This window comes from Bacteroides propionicifaciens DSM 19291 = JCM 14649 (genome assembly GCF_000375405.1).
Taxonomy (GTDB): Bacteria; Bacteroidota; Bacteroidia; order Bacteroidales; family Bacteroidaceae; genus Bacteroides_E; species Bacteroides_E propionicifaciens.
The window spans coordinates 13,210-29,522 of the sequence record NZ_AQWS01000004.1; the positions used below are offsets into that span (position 1 = coordinate 13,210).

Below are 16,313 nucleotides of genomic sequence, written 5' to 3' on the forward strand. Positions count from 1 at the left end.
GGTAGAAAGTTGAAAAGATAATAATTAATGTTGAAATAAAGCAACAAAAAAGCAGATAAGCTTTATTTTGCTTACCTGCTCATATACAAATGGATAACTATTAATTATATATACTAAGAATTGAATACCATCTTAGATCTACAAACTATTTGGTCACCGTTTCTTTTAATTTCTATAGCGTATTCAGATGGAGTTAATTCATCAACATAAAAACTCAATTCATCGTTATAATAACTTTCGGCTACATAGGCCATTTCAAAGCGTCTAATCCCTTTCTTGTATTTCTCTAGAGGAAACAGGTCGAGAATATGCTCAATATAGCGTATACTGTTAACGTGTCCGTTAATGTCAATATCAGTATATTTGGCAAGCATCTTAGCTACTGGCTCTTGAGAAGTCACTTTGATTCTTGAAGGCTTCTCTATTGGACAATCTTTTTCTACAATATATTCACTTATATCACCACCATGGAGTTCGATAAGATTGGCTGGTTTACGGGTTGACAGGTTTATCATAGCCCAAACCGATCGAGCATAACCAATAGGTCGGTTGTCTTTATCTAAAATAGCATAGTTACGATCTGTAAATAAGCGATAAACATTTTCCACCCAAGTTTCAATGGTGAATTCCTCATATTGGTTGGGCAAGTCTTCGAGTTCTATGGCCAAACGCGACAATACCCAAGTATAATTGTCTTCGTTGAGTTTAGCAATACCAAATCCACGATCGGACGAGTGAAAACCTGCACAGTTAAGCAGGTGATTCCCTAGTATTCCTAACGTTAATTTACCCTCAAAGTCTACATGGAAAGGCTCAGCTACATAGGAGTAGCGCCCAATTTGGTTATCTTGATCCGTCATATCTATTCTTTTTTTGCAAAACTAAGGTACTTCAATTTGAATACCTAACACTTCAGATTGATAAATATAATTTATTTAATTTACTTATTCTGGTCAATGTAGTATATATGTAAGTTAAATCTTCTTTCAATAGGACAGCTATCCTGAAAAAATTAATATCTTTGCTCAATTAAATTACACGCAAATTAAAGCGTATAGTATTCATACTAAAGATTTTTATACAATGGCAATTTCTGATAATAAGTATATTACTGTAGCCTATAAATTATATAGCCTAGAAGACGGTGATAAAGAGTTAATTGAAGAAGCAACAGCAGAACGTCCTTTTCAGTTTATTTCTGATTTAGGAACAACTCTTCCAGCCTTCGAAAGAGGTGTAAAAGAGCTTGCTCAAGGTGAGAAATTCAACCTTACTCTAACTAAAGACGAAGCTTATGGTGACTACAACGACGAATACGTGTTGGAACTACCAAAAGAGATGTTTGAAGTAGATGGCCATTTTGATAATGAGCATATTTTTGAAGGTAATGTTGTTCCTCTTATGGATGAAGACGGACGTACTCTAAACGGTACTGTTGTTGAAATCAAAGACGATATGGTTATCATGGACATGAATCACCCACTAGCTGGTAGTGATATCGTGTTTGACGGCTATGTTGTTGAAAACAGACCTGCTACAAATGAAGAAATTCAAGGCATGGTTAACATGATTACTGGCGAAGGTGAAGGATGCGGATGTGGCTCAGGTGGTGGCTGCGGATCGGACGACGAAGGCAGTTGTGGCTGTGGATCAAATGATTCAGGTTGCGACGGTGGTTGTGGTAGCGGTTGCGGTTGCTAATAAACTACACGGTTCATACTTCAGAATGAAGACAAAAAACAGCAGTTATAGACATCTATAACTGCTGTTTTCGTATTTATATAGCAGGACACTACTTTGTTTTGTGTGTCATAATATCAAGTACAACTTTATCCGTTTCGAGCATACCCGAAGATCCAATTCTTGTTAGATTACGGATGGTCTGGTTTACATCGGCATCAATTATCCCCTCTGCGGAAGTTGCCGACTTGCCTTCCATAGCCATCATAGCAGAAAGTATTGCTGTAGATACACCCGTAGCAACTTTCATCGAGCAGCTAGGCTTAGCCCCATCACAAAGCATTCCTGTTATGTTGGCAATCATATTTTGGGTTGCATAGCTGATTTCTTTGTAACCACCACCCATCAAATAGGTAATACCACAACTTGCCCCAGTTGCCGCCACAACACAACCACAAAGTGCAGACAGCCTGCCTAAACTCTGTTTTATATATATAGCGGTCAAATGACTCAAGATAAGAGCTCGAGCAAGTTCTTCTTTACTCTTGTTTTGCTCTTGGGCATAAATAACAATAGGCAGTGTGGCAGATATTCCTTGATTACCACTTCCCGAATTACTCATCACCGTAACCATTGCGCCCGACATTCGAGCATCACAAGCCGCTGAGGTATAGGATAGAGCTTTAGTATAAATACTATCACCCAGTAAATTATGCTGACTACCCATCAAAAGCATCTTGCCGATAGAGTGCCCATAGTTTTGACTGAAAGCTTCTTGAGCAGCTTGTTTGTTGAGTGTTGCTGCCTCCAAGATAAATTCAAGTTCAGCAAAAGGGGCCGTTGTTGCAAACTCATAAATCCTTTCTAGGGTAAGTTCAACCTCTTGCCCAAAATCACCTTGCAAGCAAGTCTTTTCTTGATTAAGAAGTTCAACTCCATTTTTAGCTAAATAGATAAAATGCGTATGTTGTCCTGAAATTATAGCCTCAACCACATCGGTTTCATTTTTTGCATGAACCTCAATATAAAGTTTGTCACAAGCCTCTGCTTTAAGTTGAATGCGAATCTGGGTCTCTACTAAATATTGATGTGCAGCTTCAACGGCAGAGGAAGTAGTTTGTTTTAAAACTTCCAGACCCAAAGAAGATTCACCTATGGTTGCCCCTAAAGCCACAGCCATGGGTAAACCTATCTCTTGTGTTCCAGGTATTCCTACTCCCATAGCATTTTTTAGCATATTGGCACTTAAGTAAACATCAATATGGGTTGGCAAGCTTCCGAGTTCCTCTGTAGCCTTGGCCACGCAAAGAGCCACTGCAATGGGTTCTGTGCAACCAATAGCAGGGACAACTTCTCTTTTAATGAGTTCAACAATCTTAATTCTATCTTCTTGTTTCATAAAGTTTCATTAGGTATGAGCAAATATAACAAATTAAAATGCAATATTACTGTAGTTTAGCAAGTATACAAAAAGCCAAACAACGGTAATAAATAGTCTATAATTAAGAAAATATGCCTCCTTAAGCATTTAAGGATTAGTTTTTTAATCCATTTTTGTGTAATAATAAAAATGAGCGTTACCTTTGAAGCTTAAATATATTAATAAGAGCTTATTTATGAAAATTTTTCGAACACTCTTAAGCCTGTTTTCACTAGTGATATTATCTAGTTGTATACAGAGCGAAGATCCTAATGCAGAAGCAGATATTCTGTCGTGTACTGTAGAGGAACCAGATATTACGAGTACAACTCCATTTATAAATGATAGTGAGCAAGGAAAGTACAGTGTAACGATCTTAGTATACGAAGACACTGATGTCACTCAAATTACACCACTTTTTACACTAACTCCTGGGGCTACAATAGAGCCAGCTAGTGGAGTGACACAAAACTTTACTGAACCAATTATTTATACAGTAACCTCTGAAGACAAAAAATGGAAGAAGAGATATAGTGTAGCTGTTATCGACGCTGAACTTCCACTTAAATATTCTTTTGAGCATCTTCTTAAAGGTGAAAAAGAAAAGTTCGACACATTCATAGAGCTAGACAGAGGATACCAAATCATGCAATGGGCAAGTGGTAACGGTGGCTATTCAATTACTGGAGCGGGTAAAAAGCCCTCTGATTACCCTACAGTGCAAAGCACAGGAGGAGTTACGGGTATGTGCGCAAAACTAGAGACTAGAAGTACTGGATTCTTTGGTGCTAGCGTAGGTATGCCTATCGCTGCAGGAAATCTTTTTATTGGGCAGTTTAATGTTATTGATGCCGTCAACAATGCTTTGGCAGCAACTCGATTTGGATTACCATTCACAAAACATCCTGTAGCAATTAAAGGCTACTATAAGTATGCTCCAGGAAAAACCTATAAAGAGAATGGCAAAACAAAGCCTAACGTTACTGATGAAGCGGATATCTATGCTGTATTCTACGAATCAGATGAAGAAACTCCTACGCTAAATGGAAGTAACTCGTTAACAGATCCTAAGATTATAGCTCTAGCTAGGCCCGAAAAAATTGACCCAGTAAGCGAGTGGACAGAGTTTTACTACGACTTTAAGTTTAAAGAGGGCAAGACTATTGATCCCGATAAACTAGCACGTGGAGTCTACAAAATTGCCTTAGTCTTCAGTTCAAGTAAGAACGGTGCTTGGTTTAATGGAGCAGTTGGTAGTACACTCTATATCGATGAAGTTGAATTAATCGTACAAGAGAACCAAAAAAAAGAAGATAGTATTAACACCCTCAAATAGAAAAAATGAAATTAACAAAGAATATACTTGTGTTAGTAATGCTGATTAGCTCAGTATCGGTTCTAGCACAATCGGACAGAAACAGAGGGATTATTTGGTCATCACTAAGAGGACTAGAATATGAAGTTAAAGCTGGTATCAATATCGGTGGTGCTTCACCAATTCCTTTACCTTCTGAAATTAGAAAAATAGACTCGTACCGTCCCGACTTAGCACTCTCGTTAGGAGCAGAAGTATCTAAATGGTTTGGAGTTAAAGAACAATACGGATTTATCTTCGGTCTAACCATTGAATCAAAGTCAATGCGAACAGATGCTCAGGTTAAAAACTACGGCATGAAGATTATTGGTAACGGTGGTGAAGAAGTTTCAGGACAATGGACTGGTAATGTAGTTACCAAGTTCAGAACCTCAAACCTAACACTTCCCCTACTCTTTGGTTACAAGGTATCAAACCGTGTTAATCTAAAAGTGGGACCTTACTTCTCTTATGTACTAGAGCGAGATTTCTCTGGCCATGTTTACGATGGCTATCTTCGTGAGGGAGATCCTACTGGGCCTAAGGTTGTCTACGAAGGCGAGAATAAAGCGACCTACGACTTTTCTAAAGACCTACGTAAGTTTCAATGGGGTCTAAGATTAGGAACAGAATGGAGAGCATTCAAGCACCTCAATGTGTTTGCTGACTTGAACTGGGGACTGAATGATATCTTTAAGAAAGACTTCGACACAGTAACCTTTAGCATGTATCCCATTTATCTTAATGTAGGGTTTGGCTATGCGTTCTAATTCTCTCTAGAGATACATAGATAGTTAGTCCAAGACTACCTATTCAAATATACAAAAGGAGTAAGTCGTTTATGAGTTCCACCCTACTCGGGTGCTCATAACGACTTACTCCTTTTATTATAGAATATCCCTGGTCTATATACCTAGACCCAAACAAGGCTTAAGGCTTAAACCTTCAACTGTAAATTGATTTCAAATGATTCTAGTTTATCAATCAGGATATTTAACTGATCTAATATACTGTAGATTTCAGGTTCAATAATCAGAGTTTGATCGGGATATTGATTTAAGAGTGCATATATCTCTCTAAACTTAGGTGCCAAAAAATCCAAATCAAACGACAAGCGAAGTTTATCAGCTTCAATCTGATAGTTAACGATTAAGTCTTTAGCAAAGACCTCTGCAAGTACCTCCTGGACATCTTTTCTATCGACCCTAGCCTCTTTAATAAGCACACCAGTGTCAAGATTTAAAGCCAGTTGACTCGAGGATAAGAGAGAGTAGGTTGCGTATTTACGATACCTCTCAAATAGACTATCATCATTATAGAGAACAGTGACAATTCCATCTTTTCGGAAAGCTATTGATTTAAAAATTGTCTTTACAACTTGGCTAAGATACCATCTTTATGTGTAACCACTACATCTGGAACAATGATATCTCCTAGGTTTGCATTGCCAAATGTAAAATTCTTCAACTGAAGCGTAGCTCTATCATTACTTAACTTAATTATTTCAATATGGTCAGGTAACTTAGGCAAAGCGTATTCTCCTTCTATAGTAATTTCAAGTTCGCCCGCATAGAAACCATCAAATTGGGTAGCACCTGGGGTTGGTGGCACTGGATCATTCTTATCATCACTACTACATGCCGAAAATAGACCTACTAGGCCCAAAACAGCAATAAATGCAAATAGATTTTTCTTCATTGTCTTTCTTTTAAATTGTTTTAAATAATTAAAGTCAATAAGTAAATATACTTAACATTAGACCAGTCAAAAAGACTTAAACCATGTATCTTAGATTCTATAATTAATAATAGACTATTATCCATTCATTAAGACATTAGTTTGACAAATAGGCTATTACACTTATAATACGATAGAATAAACGAAGCCTCTACAAAAAAATCCTCGTTAGCAAGAATTCTTGCTAACGAGGATTTTAAATAAAGAAAGAGAAATATTTTTAAGTCATAGACTATTCGAAACCAACTTCTAGTTTAGATACTTTTAGTACGCTACCACCAGCACCACTAAACTTGTCTCCATCTTTACTTGCTGAAAGAACTAGAGCAAGCTTATATTTTTTAGTTGAATCAAATTGCTTGGTATATTTAATCTCAATTTCAAAATCATCTTTAAATCCATCTTCAAAAGTAAGTTTACCAATACCAATTATTTTATCCGAGGTATAAAGATTGGTACCATCCAAGGTTTCATCCGTATCTGCTACTTCATAGACAACAGCAGAGATAAGTCCTGCATCTTTAAAATCTTCCACAAGCTCAGCTGTACCTGGTTTAGAGACATCAGGACATCTATAATACTCTTGACCTGATTTATAGCCAACTAGACCTGAAATCACAATGGGTTTCTTATCAATTGAAACACCAAACTTCGTACTTTTTAAGTTGTTATCCCAATCCATATTAAAAGCACCCAAAAATAGAGAGCCTGATGTAATCACAGGTACTATAGACAACTCTCCGATACGCATCTGAGTTTCAAGGCTAAATACTGGACCACCAAACTCTTCATCATTCTTTATATGCGTAACCCCAAATCTGTCCATCATGCCAAAAGCTATACCTAAGACCACTCCTTCATCACTCGAAGCCCAAATATAAGGAGGGATAGCTATAGGAAGCGCTGCTAGAGCTGCTGGGTGAACCTTCGGATCTAGACCATGATCACTTTCAACAGCTGTACCTAGGTCAAAGCTGAGAACAGATCCAACAGGAATATTAACTTCTGTAGTCACAGTATAAATAGTCTTAGAAACACCATCTTCAGCAGTTACAGTATACTCTACAGGTTCAGTAAAATCTTGTTCCACATCAAGGGCTGGGCTTATTGTTGCTTTATCAGAGATAGTAGCTACAGCCATGGCCTTAGAGATTTTATCAGCATCAGCTTTTTGAACTGTAAGAGTTACTTTATCATCTTCAATAACAGAAGTAGTTTCAAGATCTTTCAAACCAAAAGTTAAAAGTTTAGCCTCTCGGCTTAAAACTTTATCGGTACGTTTACCCTCAAACTTTACAAGAATGTTCATCACTGTAGAAGGCTCATCTTTACCTGCTGGCGTAGTGGCAACCACATCAATTTTAGCATCAAGCTTATCATCAATGACAGTAGCATTTACATCAACTTTACACTCACCTACTTCAAGCTTTATATCAGCTTGCCCACTTAATGTGTATGTACCATCTTTATGTGTAACCACTACATCTGGAACAATGATATCTCCTAGGTTTTTATTGCCAAATGTAAAATTCTTCAACTGAAGCGTAGCTCTATCATTACTCTGTTTAACGATCTCAATATAATCAGGAAATTTACCTAGTAGAATCTCTTCTAGAGTGATGTTAAGATCACCCGCATAAAAACCATCAAATTGAGTAGCACCTGGGGTTGGTGGTGCTGGATCATTCTTATCATCACTACTACAAGCTGAAAACAGCCCAACTAGGCCTAGTACAGCAATAAATGCAAATAGATTCTTTTTCATTATTATTATTTAGTTTACAATTAAAATTTAATTAATCTACAAAGATACTTAAATATAGACCAATATATCAAGATTGAAATGTAACAAAGTATATCCTATTATTAATAATTGACTACAAACAATTAGGAATGATAATTTCAGCTCTGACATTTACTCAGATATTTTGTTATATTTGTAATAGCACACTTATAAATAACATAAATCCCCCGCAATATGTTTAATACTTTTGGCAATATTTTGAGACTGACCTGTTTTGGTGAGTCACATGGTAAAGGAATAGGCGGAGTTATTGATGGTTTTCCTGCAGGAATAACCATTGACGAAGACTTCGTTCAAAAAGAGTTGGATCGCAGAAAACCTGGACAATCGAAACTAACAACTGCTCGTAAAGAGCCAGATAAAGTGGAATTCCTTTCGGGAATCTTCGAAGGAGTGTCAACAGGCTGCCCCATCGGCTTTGTGGTATGGAACACGAACCATCATTCCAACGACTATAATAATCTTAAAGATGTATTCCGCCCCTCGCATGCTGATTTTACCTACCACAACAAGTATGGAATAAGAGAACATCAAGGAGGAGGGAGATCTTCGGCTAGAGAAACTGTAGCCAGAGTAGTTGCAGGTTCACTCGCCAAATTAGCACTCAAAAAATTAAACATAGACATAACAGCCTACACCTCTCAGGTTGGGACCATCAAACTAGAAGAAAATTACAAAGCGTACGACTTTGCTGAAATTGAGAAAAATGATGTTCGTTGCCCTGACCCTATTAAGGCTGCCGAAATGGATGAACTCATCTACAAAATCAAAGGAGAAGGTAATACCATTGGTGGAACAGTATCTTGCGTAATTAAAGGTACCCCCATCGGACTAGGTCAACCCGTTTTTGGTAAACTACATGCAGCACTTGGCAATGCGATGCTCACCATCAATGCCGTTAAAGGTTTTGAATACGGTCAAGGTTTCAATAATTTTCACCAGACAGGTAAGGAGCAAAACGACGTTTTCTATAATAACGACGGAGAGATAGACTTGAGAACAAATAACTCTGGAGGTATCCAAGGAGGAATTAGTAACGGACAAGATATCTACTTCAAAGTTGCATTCAAACCAGTTGCAACAGTACTTATGGAACAACAGACCGTTACTGTTGAAGGAGAAGATACACTCTTTAAAGCTAGAGGTCGACACGACTCTTGTGTTTTACCTCGTGCAGTACCTATTGTAGAAGCTATGGCTGCACTAACCATTTTAGACTTTTACTTAATCAATAAAACCACACATCTATGAGCAATATAAAAAACTATATCAAAGAGAACGAAGAGCGAATGCTCGAAGAATTATTTAGCCTAATTCGTATTCCAAGTATTAGTGCCAAGCCCGAACATCATCAAGACATGATTGCCTGCGCTGAGAAGTGGAAAAAGCTTCTACTTCAAGCAGGAGTTGATAAGGTGGATATTATGCCATCAGCAGGTAACCCAATAGTCTATGCCGAAAAGATGGTCAATCCTAAAGCCAAAACGGTTTTAGTTTACGGGCATTACGACGTTATGCCTGCCGAACCTTTTGAATTATGGAAAAGCGATCCATTCGAACCAGAAATCCGTGACGGACATATTTGGGCTAGAGGTGCTGACGATGATAAAGGTCAATCGTTTATCCAAGCCAAGGCATTTGAGTATTTAGTTAAAAACAACCTCCTAAAGAATAACGTAAAGTTTATACTTGAGGGTGAAGAAGAGATTGGCTCACCAAGCTTAGAAGACTTCTGCAAAGAGCATAAAGAATTACTCAAGTCGGATATCATTTTAGTTTCGGACACTAGCATGCTAAGTGCCGATTTACCCTCACTAACTACTGGCCTTAGAGGTTTAGCATATTGGGACTTGGAAGTAACGGGACCTAACAGAGATCTACACTCGGGACATTTTGGTGGAGCGGTAGCCAACCCTATCAATGTGCTTTGTAGCCTAATCGATCAAATGGTCGACGAAGATGGTCGAATCACCATTCCTAGCTTCTATGATGGTGTGCTAGACATTCCTGCAAAAGAGCGCGAGATGATAGCTCAGATTCCTTTTGACGAAAAAAAATATAAGGCTGCAATTGATGTAGAGGAGTTATTTGGCGAAAAAGGATATAATACGATTGAGCGAAATAGCTGTCGTCCTTCTTTTGACGTTTGCGGTATCTGGGGTGGTTACACAGGTGAAGGATCAAAAACAGTTCTCCCTTCAAAGGCTTATGCTAAGGTGTCAACCAGATTAGTACCAAATCAAGACTATAGAGTAATCTCTCGACTGTTTGAAGAGCATATCCAAAAGATAGCCCCCAAATATGTAAAAGTTAAGGTACATACAACTCATGGTGGGCAAGGTTATGGTTGCCCAATCGACCTACCAGCCTACCTAGCAGCAGAACGTGGATTCGAGAAAGCTTTTGGTAAGAAGCCACTACCAGTAAGACGTGGAGGAAGTATCCCCATCATCTCAACCTTCGAAGAAGTGCTGGGGGTAAAGACAATATTAATGGGCTTTGGCCTTGAAAGTAATGCAATCCACTCTCCAAATGAGAACTTCCCTCTTGAGATGTTCAGAAAAGGAATTGAAGCTGTAGCTGAATTCCACAATGAGTTTGCAAAGCTGTAATGCACTCACTCAAAAACAAACAAAACCCCGCTAAGGATTAATCTTTAGCGGGGTTTTATATATCTATAATTTGATCAGTAGCATTACTTGTAATGCTGATAACCTTCTTTTTCTTTTTTACGAGCTGCTTCAACAGCCTCACTTACTAAATTTTTATCTTCAAAACGCTTAGCATATGAGGTGTAATCAGGGCGTGAAGGGACATACTCTTCATCCTCGAACAATGGACTACTAATGATATGATCGGCAGTAGAACGGTTACAACAGAAAACGATGTTCTCAACACTAGCTAAACGAGTTAATGCTTTAACATCAGTATCGTGAGGTTGCAAAGTCATTGGATCGGTAAAAAAGAATAAGTAGTCAATCTCACCATCTACAATTCTTGATCCTATTTGTTGATCACCACCCAAAGGACCAGATTTTAGAATTGTTATATCCCACTCTTCTTCGGGATGTTTATTATTTAAAGCTTGTTTAATCAATGTACCAGTGGTCCCTGTACAAAAGAACTTATGTCCCATCAAGATCTCAGAGTTCCAAAGTACCCATTCGATAAGATCTTTTTTCATAGCATCGTGGGCAACAAGCCCTATCTTTCTTACAAATTTTCGTTTCTTCATAATTAGTTATTTCAGTTTCAATAAAGAATACTTCTTTATGCCTCTAATATAATAATCAAAAATGAGAGAACGAGGATATATTCCATTAAGATTGGGTGAAGTATGCTTTAGATTATCCAAACGGTCGGCATGAAAGTCTTTTTTAAGGATACTAAATTCTTTACGAGCTCGAAGAACTGCTTTAGCATTCCCCAGTTCACCACGGAGCAGAAAAAATAGAGCAGCAAGATTGTCAAGTAGTAATCTTGCTCGGAGAGTCTTACGTAATGCTTGATCGGGAACATTCTTATACAGCATCAACAGATTATTTCTAAAGTTTAGGAAGGTTTTTCGAGGATTAGCTTTGTTTAAGGTAGCGCCTCCAACATGGTAAACCACACTTTGAGGAATCACAACCAAGTCATAGCCTCTACTACCCAAGCGCCAACAAAGGTCAATTTCCTCCATGTGGGCAAAGAAGCGAGCATCTAATCCCCCAACCAACTGATAAACTTGCTTACGAATAAACAGTGCTGCCCCACTCGCCCAAAATACAGGTGCTACATCATCGTATTGCCCATGATCTTGTTCTAAAGTATTTTGAATTCGTCCACGACAGAAGGGATAACCAAATTTGTCAATAAAGCCGCCACTAGCACCAGCATATTCAAAGTATTCTTTATTCTTCCAATCGCGAATTTTGGGTTGACAAGCACCCACGCTAGGATTAGTATCCATAAATTCGACCATAGGCTCAAGCCAACGGGAAGTAACCTCGACATCAGAATTAAGAAGCACTATATATTCTGCATCGATTAGACTTATTGCTCGGTTATAGCCTTCTGCAAAACCATAGTTCTCACCCAAATCAATCAGCTTAACTGCAGGGAATTCAGTTTGGGTAACGGCAATAGAGTCATCAGAAGAACCATTGTCAGCCAAATAAATAGAGGTAGAGAATTCTGTATTCGAACAAGCAAGAACAGTAGGAAGGAACTCTCGGAGCATTGCCACTCCATTCCAGTTAAGAATAACTATAGCAACCTTATCCATTTGTTTGTTCTCTTTTATGCTTCCAACGCTTATGTGACCAAAACCAAAAGGCAGGATCACGATAGATTGTCTTTTCTATACGACGAGCAAAGCTTTCGGTAATTTCACCCTCAGCAGTATTTTTAGGATCGTCTGTAACTAGCTGAAATGTCATCTTACAATAACCACGCTTGATACGCTCAAGATCACAATAGATTACAGGGAAGTTAAGCATTTTAGCAATACGTTCTCCCCCATCCATAAATACAGTATCCTGATTTAAGAATGTCGTCCAGTGTCGTGCCTCGCTACTATTTGGATTTTGATCAGCGATAAGGCCAATAGCCATTTTTATACCATCTCTGCGAAGCCGAACAATCTCTCGAACTGTTGAGTGCTTGGGTACATTGACTCCACCAAAGCGAGAACGTATATGACGAAACAGCTTATCAAAATATTTATTGCTTAGCGGCTTATATATCTGAATAGGAAGGTCTTCATCCTTCATAATGGCTCCCATGCCAATAATCCATTCAAAGTTTGCATAATGAGGGATTAACAAAATAACACCTCCATATTTCTCAATACTATCAAGAAATACTTTCTGATTGTGGTACTCCATTCTTTTAAGCAATTGTTCGTGCGAGATACGCATGGTTTTAATCTCCTCCAAAAAGTAGTCGGAGATATAGCGATAAAACTTCTTTTCTATCGTAATTATCTCAGAAAGATCCTTCTCAGGAAATGAGTTTACCAAATTTGTACGCACCACCTTTCGACGATAGCCCACAACATAGTAAAGCAATAATGCCAACAAGTCGGATATTAGGTAGAGTACTCTAAAAGGCAAGCTAGCAACCAACCAGAAGAAGCTATATATTAAACCGTATATTATTTTATCTTTCATCTTAATTTAGAATTCACCTAGCAAAGCCGTATTCGACTCGTTGAAATTAGAAAGTTTTACTTCCAAAATTTCATTATCTAGATCAGTGCTAGTAGGAATCTCAACACGAATATAATTGGGTGTATAGCCGTGCATTACTTCACTGTCGTGCGACTTTTCAACCAATATAGGCATTTGTTGGCCGATAAACTTAGCATAGAATGCATTAGTTTTGGCATCAGAAAGCGAGAGTAAACGCTGACTTCGCTCGTGCTTCTGCTGTGGAGACACCTCATGCTCTATTTTTAGAGCCATAGTTCCTGGACGTTCTGAATAACTAAAAACATGGAGCTGAGAAATATCTAGAGAAGCTATAAAGTCAAATGCCCTGTCAAAATAATCGTCTGTTTCACCACGTGTACCAACAATGACGTCTACACCAATGAAGGCGTGAGGAATAAGTTTTTTGATTTGCTCCACCTTATGAGCAAACAATGCTGTGTCGTAACGGCGGTGCATAAGCTTTAACACCTCATCACTTCCTGATTGAAGAGGAATATGAAAATGAGGCATAAACCTCTTAGATTGCGCTACAAAAGCAATAATCTCATCAGTCAGTAGATTAGGTTCGATAGACGAGATACGAAAACGTTCAATTCCTTCGACCTCGTCCAAAGCTTTGACTAAGTCAAAAAAGCTTTCACCCGTAGTACGTCCAAAATCGCCAATATTAACTCCAGTCAACACGATTTCTTTACCCCCCTCTTGAGCGGCTTGCTCGGCTTGCTTAACAATCGACTCAATCGAACCGTTTCGGCTAAATCCACGAGCAAAGGGTATTGTACAATAGGTACACATATAGTCGCAACCGTCTTGGACTTTAAGAAAATAACGCGTACGATCCCCTCGAGAACAAGAGGGCACAAAGGTCTTAATATCTTTAAGCTTGGTAGTAAATGCTTGCGCCTTATCTTTCTTTTCTAAGTTACCTAAAAACTCAACGAAGTCTTTCTTCTGCTCAGAACCTAAGACTAAGTCAACTCCAGGGATTTGGGCAATTTCTTCTGGCTTAAGCTGTGCATAACAGCCTGTAACCACGATAAAAGCTCCAGGATGATCTTTAGACATCCGCTTTATAGCTTGACGACATTTCTTATCGGCTACCTCGGTTACAGAGCAAGTATTAATAAGACAGATATCGGCAATCTCATTTTTACGTGCAGTACGCACCCCTTGTTCTCTTAATATCTTACCAAAAGTCGAGGTTTCAGAAAAGTTAAGCTTGCAGCCTAACGTAAAGTAGGCCGCCTTTTTATTTTGAAAAATTGACTGATCAATCATTTTTTATCTTAAGTGAGTTTGTCACAAAGTTACATATTATTATACTTAAAATATGTTATACCAATTAGTTGTTAATATTAAAAGCTATAAACTAATTATATTATTCCTACTTTTGCACAAAACAACTCATAACGTGCAATGATTAAAGAAAACTTTATAAAGTTATATGAGCATAGTTTTAGAGATAACTGGGATTTACCTTGTTATGCCGACTATGGGACAGACATAAGTTTTACTTATGGTGAAGTGGCAAAGGAAATTGCTAAGCTTCACCTCTTATTTGAACACTGTAAGCTTCGTAGAGGCGACAAGATAGCTTTAATTGGTAAAAACAATACCCATTGGTGTATAGCCTATATGGCAACCATCACTTATGGCGGAATAATAGTTCCTATTTTACAAGACTTTAGCCCTAACGATGTGCACCATATTGTTAGCCACTCGGAGGCAACTTTTCTATTTACAAGCGATTCGATCTGGGAAACATTAGAGGAAGATAAACTGGGCAACCTGCGAGGAGTATTCTCTTTGACAGATTTTAGATGCCTTAGTCAACGTGACGGAGAGACTGTTGATAAGTTCATGGTAAACATGAATGAGACATTCGAACGAACCTACCCCAATGGATTTTCAGCCAATGATATAATATATACCGATCTATCCAATGAGAAAGTTATGTTACTCAACTATACCTCTGGAACCACAGGGTTTAGCAAAGGTGTTATGCTTACGGGAAATAACTTGGCGGGCAACGTTACATTTGGAATCCGTACAGAGCTACTCAAGAAGGGAGATCGCGTACTTTCATTCTTACCCTTAGCACATGCCTATGGCTGTGCATTCGACTTTCTAACAGCTACAGCCGTAGGAACATTTGTAACCCTTCTAGGTAAGGTACCCTCACCCAAAATCATAACAAAGGCTTTTGAGGAGGTCAAACCAAGCATTATCATTACTGTACCATTGGTTATCGAAAAGATATACTCCAATGTAATCCAACCTCTACTTAATAAAAGAGGAATGAAATGGGCATTGAGCATTCCTGTATTAGACAGTCAAATCTATGCACAAATCCGCAAGAAACTTATTGATGCCCTGGGCGGTAGATTTAAAGAGATTATTATTGGTGGTGCTGCGATGAACCCCGAAGTGGAGGCTTTTTTCTATAAGATCAAGTTCCCGTTTACAATTGGTTACGGTATGACCGAATGCGGGCCACTAATTAGTTACTCTGCTTGGGACGAATTCATTCCTGGATCATCAGGAAAGATCTTGGACATCATGGAAGCTCGTATCTATAAGGAGAAACCCACCGACTTACTTGGAGAGATTCAAGTGCGTGGTGAAAACGTAATGACAGGCTATTACAAAAACCCTGAAGCTACAAGCGAAGTCTTCTCGGAAGATGGCTGGCTTAAAACAGGAGACTTAGGTACAATTGATGAGAACAATAATATTTTCATCCGTGGACGAAGTAAAACTATGATTTTAAGCTCAAGTGGTCAAAATATCTTCCCCGAAGAGATCGAAACTCGACTTAATAATATGCCTTTCGTAGTAGAGAGCATTGTAGTGGAAAGAAACAATAAACTTGTAGCACTAGTTTATGCTGATCATGAAGCACTAGAGTCTTTAGGACTCGACAAAGAATCGAGCTTAAAGACTATTATGGATGAGAACCTCAAAAACCTCAATGCCATAGTAGCCAATTACGAACGCGTGAGTCAAATCCAACTCTACCCAACAGAATTTGAGAAAACACCCAAGAGGAGTATCAAAAGATACTTGTACGATAATATCTAAACCCCTCAAGGTTTATAATAATATAAATAAGAGCGATAACCC

Annotated in this window: 15 protein-coding genes; 6 read left to right on the forward strand and 9 right to left on the reverse strand. The window is 38.3% G+C overall.

The annotated features are described in order from the left end of the window. Nucleotides 1-113 precede the first annotated feature (113 nt). Nucleotides 114-860 (reverse strand): acyl-[acyl-carrier-protein] thioesterase, encoded by a 747-nt coding sequence (locus B091_RS0101835; RefSeq protein WP_018108302.1) that lies wholly within the window; start codon nt 858-860, stop codon nt 114-116. A 223-nt stretch (nt 861-1,083) separates the two neighbouring features. Between B091_RS0101835 and B091_RS0101840 the strand changes: the two genes are divergently transcribed. Continuing rightward, nucleotides 1,084-1,701, forward strand: coding sequence for an FKBP-type peptidyl-prolyl cis-trans isomerase (locus B091_RS0101840; RefSeq protein WP_018108303.1), 618 nt, complete (start codon nt 1,084-1,086; stop codon nt 1,699-1,701). A 91-nt stretch (nt 1,702-1,792) separates the two neighbouring features. Here the strand turns inward: B091_RS0101840 and B091_RS0101845 are convergent, their stop codons facing one another. After that, a complete protein-coding gene (locus B091_RS0101845; RefSeq protein ID WP_018108304.1) occupies nt 1,793-3,079 on the reverse strand; it encodes an L-cysteine desulfidase family protein in 1,287 nt (428 codons plus the stop codon). A gap of 217 nt (nt 3,080-3,296) precedes the next feature. Here B091_RS0101845 and B091_RS0101850 point away from each other — a divergent pair, with 217 nt between their 5' ends. Beyond that, on the forward strand, nt 3,297-4,436 hold the full coding sequence (locus tag B091_RS0101850; RefSeq protein WP_018108305.1) for a PCMD domain-containing protein: 1,140 nt from the start codon (nt 3,297-3,299) through the stop codon (nt 4,434-4,436). 5 nt (nt 4,437-4,441) lie between these two features. After that, nucleotides 4,442-5,224: a porin family protein gene (locus tag B091_RS0101855; RefSeq protein ID WP_018108306.1), complete on the forward strand. Its 783-nt coding sequence runs from the start codon at nt 4,442-4,444 to the stop codon at nt 5,222-5,224. 167 nt (nt 5,225-5,391) lie between these two features. Here B091_RS0101855 and B091_RS0101860 read toward each other — a convergent pair whose 3' ends face one another. The 3 genes from B091_RS0101860 to B091_RS0101870 form a co-directional block, all read right to left on the reverse strand. Next, the gene (locus B091_RS0101860; protein WP_018108307.1) at nt 5,392-5,679 is read right to left on the reverse strand and encodes a hypothetical protein; all 288 of its coding nucleotides are present in this window, start codon (nt 5,677-5,679) and stop codon (nt 5,392-5,394) included. Between the two features lie 146 nt (nt 5,680-5,825). Next, the gene (locus tag B091_RS0101865; RefSeq protein ID WP_018108308.1) at nt 5,826-6,152 is read right to left on the reverse strand and encodes a calycin-like domain-containing protein; all 327 of its coding nucleotides are present in this window, start codon (nt 6,150-6,152) and stop codon (nt 5,826-5,828) included. Nucleotides 6,153-6,423: 271 nt separating this feature from the next. Continuing rightward, the gene (locus B091_RS0101870) at nt 6,424-7,956 is read right to left on the reverse strand and encodes a PCMD domain-containing protein (RefSeq protein WP_018108309.1); all 1,533 of its coding nucleotides are present in this window, start codon (nt 7,954-7,956) and stop codon (nt 6,424-6,426) included. Nucleotides 7,957-8,169: 213 nt separating this feature from the next. Here B091_RS0101870 and aroC point away from each other — a divergent pair, with 213 nt between their 5' ends. Then, on the forward strand, nt 8,170-9,246 hold the full coding sequence (aroC, locus tag B091_RS0101875; RefSeq protein WP_018108310.1) for a chorismate synthase: 1,077 nt from the start codon (nt 8,170-8,172) through the stop codon (nt 9,244-9,246). Continuing rightward, nucleotides 9,243-10,607, forward strand: coding sequence for a dipeptidase (locus tag B091_RS0101880; protein ID WP_018108311.1), 1,365 nt, complete (start codon nt 9,243-9,245; stop codon nt 10,605-10,607). The genes aroC and B091_RS0101880 overlap by 4 nt, the downstream gene beginning before the upstream one ends. 83 nt (nt 10,608-10,690) lie before the next feature. On the opposite strand, the gene B091_RS0101885 is transcribed toward B091_RS0101880, so the two are convergent. Genes B091_RS0101885 through mtaB form a run of 4 tightly spaced genes read right to left on the reverse strand, consistent with a single transcriptional unit; the run spans nt 10,691 to nt 14,468 of the window. Beyond that, nucleotides 10,691-11,230 (reverse strand): methylglyoxal synthase, encoded by a 540-nt coding sequence (locus B091_RS0101885; protein WP_018108312.1) that lies wholly within the window; start codon nt 11,228-11,230, stop codon nt 10,691-10,693. Between the two features lie 6 nt (nt 11,231-11,236). Continuing rightward, a complete protein-coding gene (locus B091_RS0101890) occupies nt 11,237-12,262 on the reverse strand; it encodes a glycosyltransferase family 2 protein (protein WP_018108313.1) in 1,026 nt (341 codons plus the stop codon). Continuing rightward, complete coding sequence (locus B091_RS0101895; RefSeq protein WP_018108314.1) at nt 12,255-13,148, reverse strand: lysophospholipid acyltransferase family protein; 894 nt, start codon at nt 13,146-13,148, stop codon at nt 12,255-12,257. Before B091_RS0101895 ends, B091_RS0101890 begins: the two co-directional genes overlap by 8 nt. A 6-nt stretch (nt 13,149-13,154) precedes the next feature. After that, nucleotides 13,155-14,468: a tRNA (N(6)-L-threonylcarbamoyladenosine(37)-C(2))-methylthiotransferase MtaB gene (gene mtaB, locus B091_RS0101900; RefSeq protein ID WP_018108315.1), complete on the reverse strand. Its 1,314-nt coding sequence runs from the start codon at nt 14,466-14,468 to the stop codon at nt 13,155-13,157. 138 nt (nt 14,469-14,606) lie between these two features. Between mtaB and B091_RS0101905 the strand changes: the two genes are divergently transcribed. Further along, on the forward strand, nt 14,607-16,271 hold the full coding sequence (locus tag B091_RS0101905; protein ID WP_018108316.1) for a long-chain fatty acid--CoA ligase: 1,665 nt from the start codon (nt 14,607-14,609) through the stop codon (nt 16,269-16,271). Nucleotides 16,272-16,313: the final 42 nt, after the last annotated feature.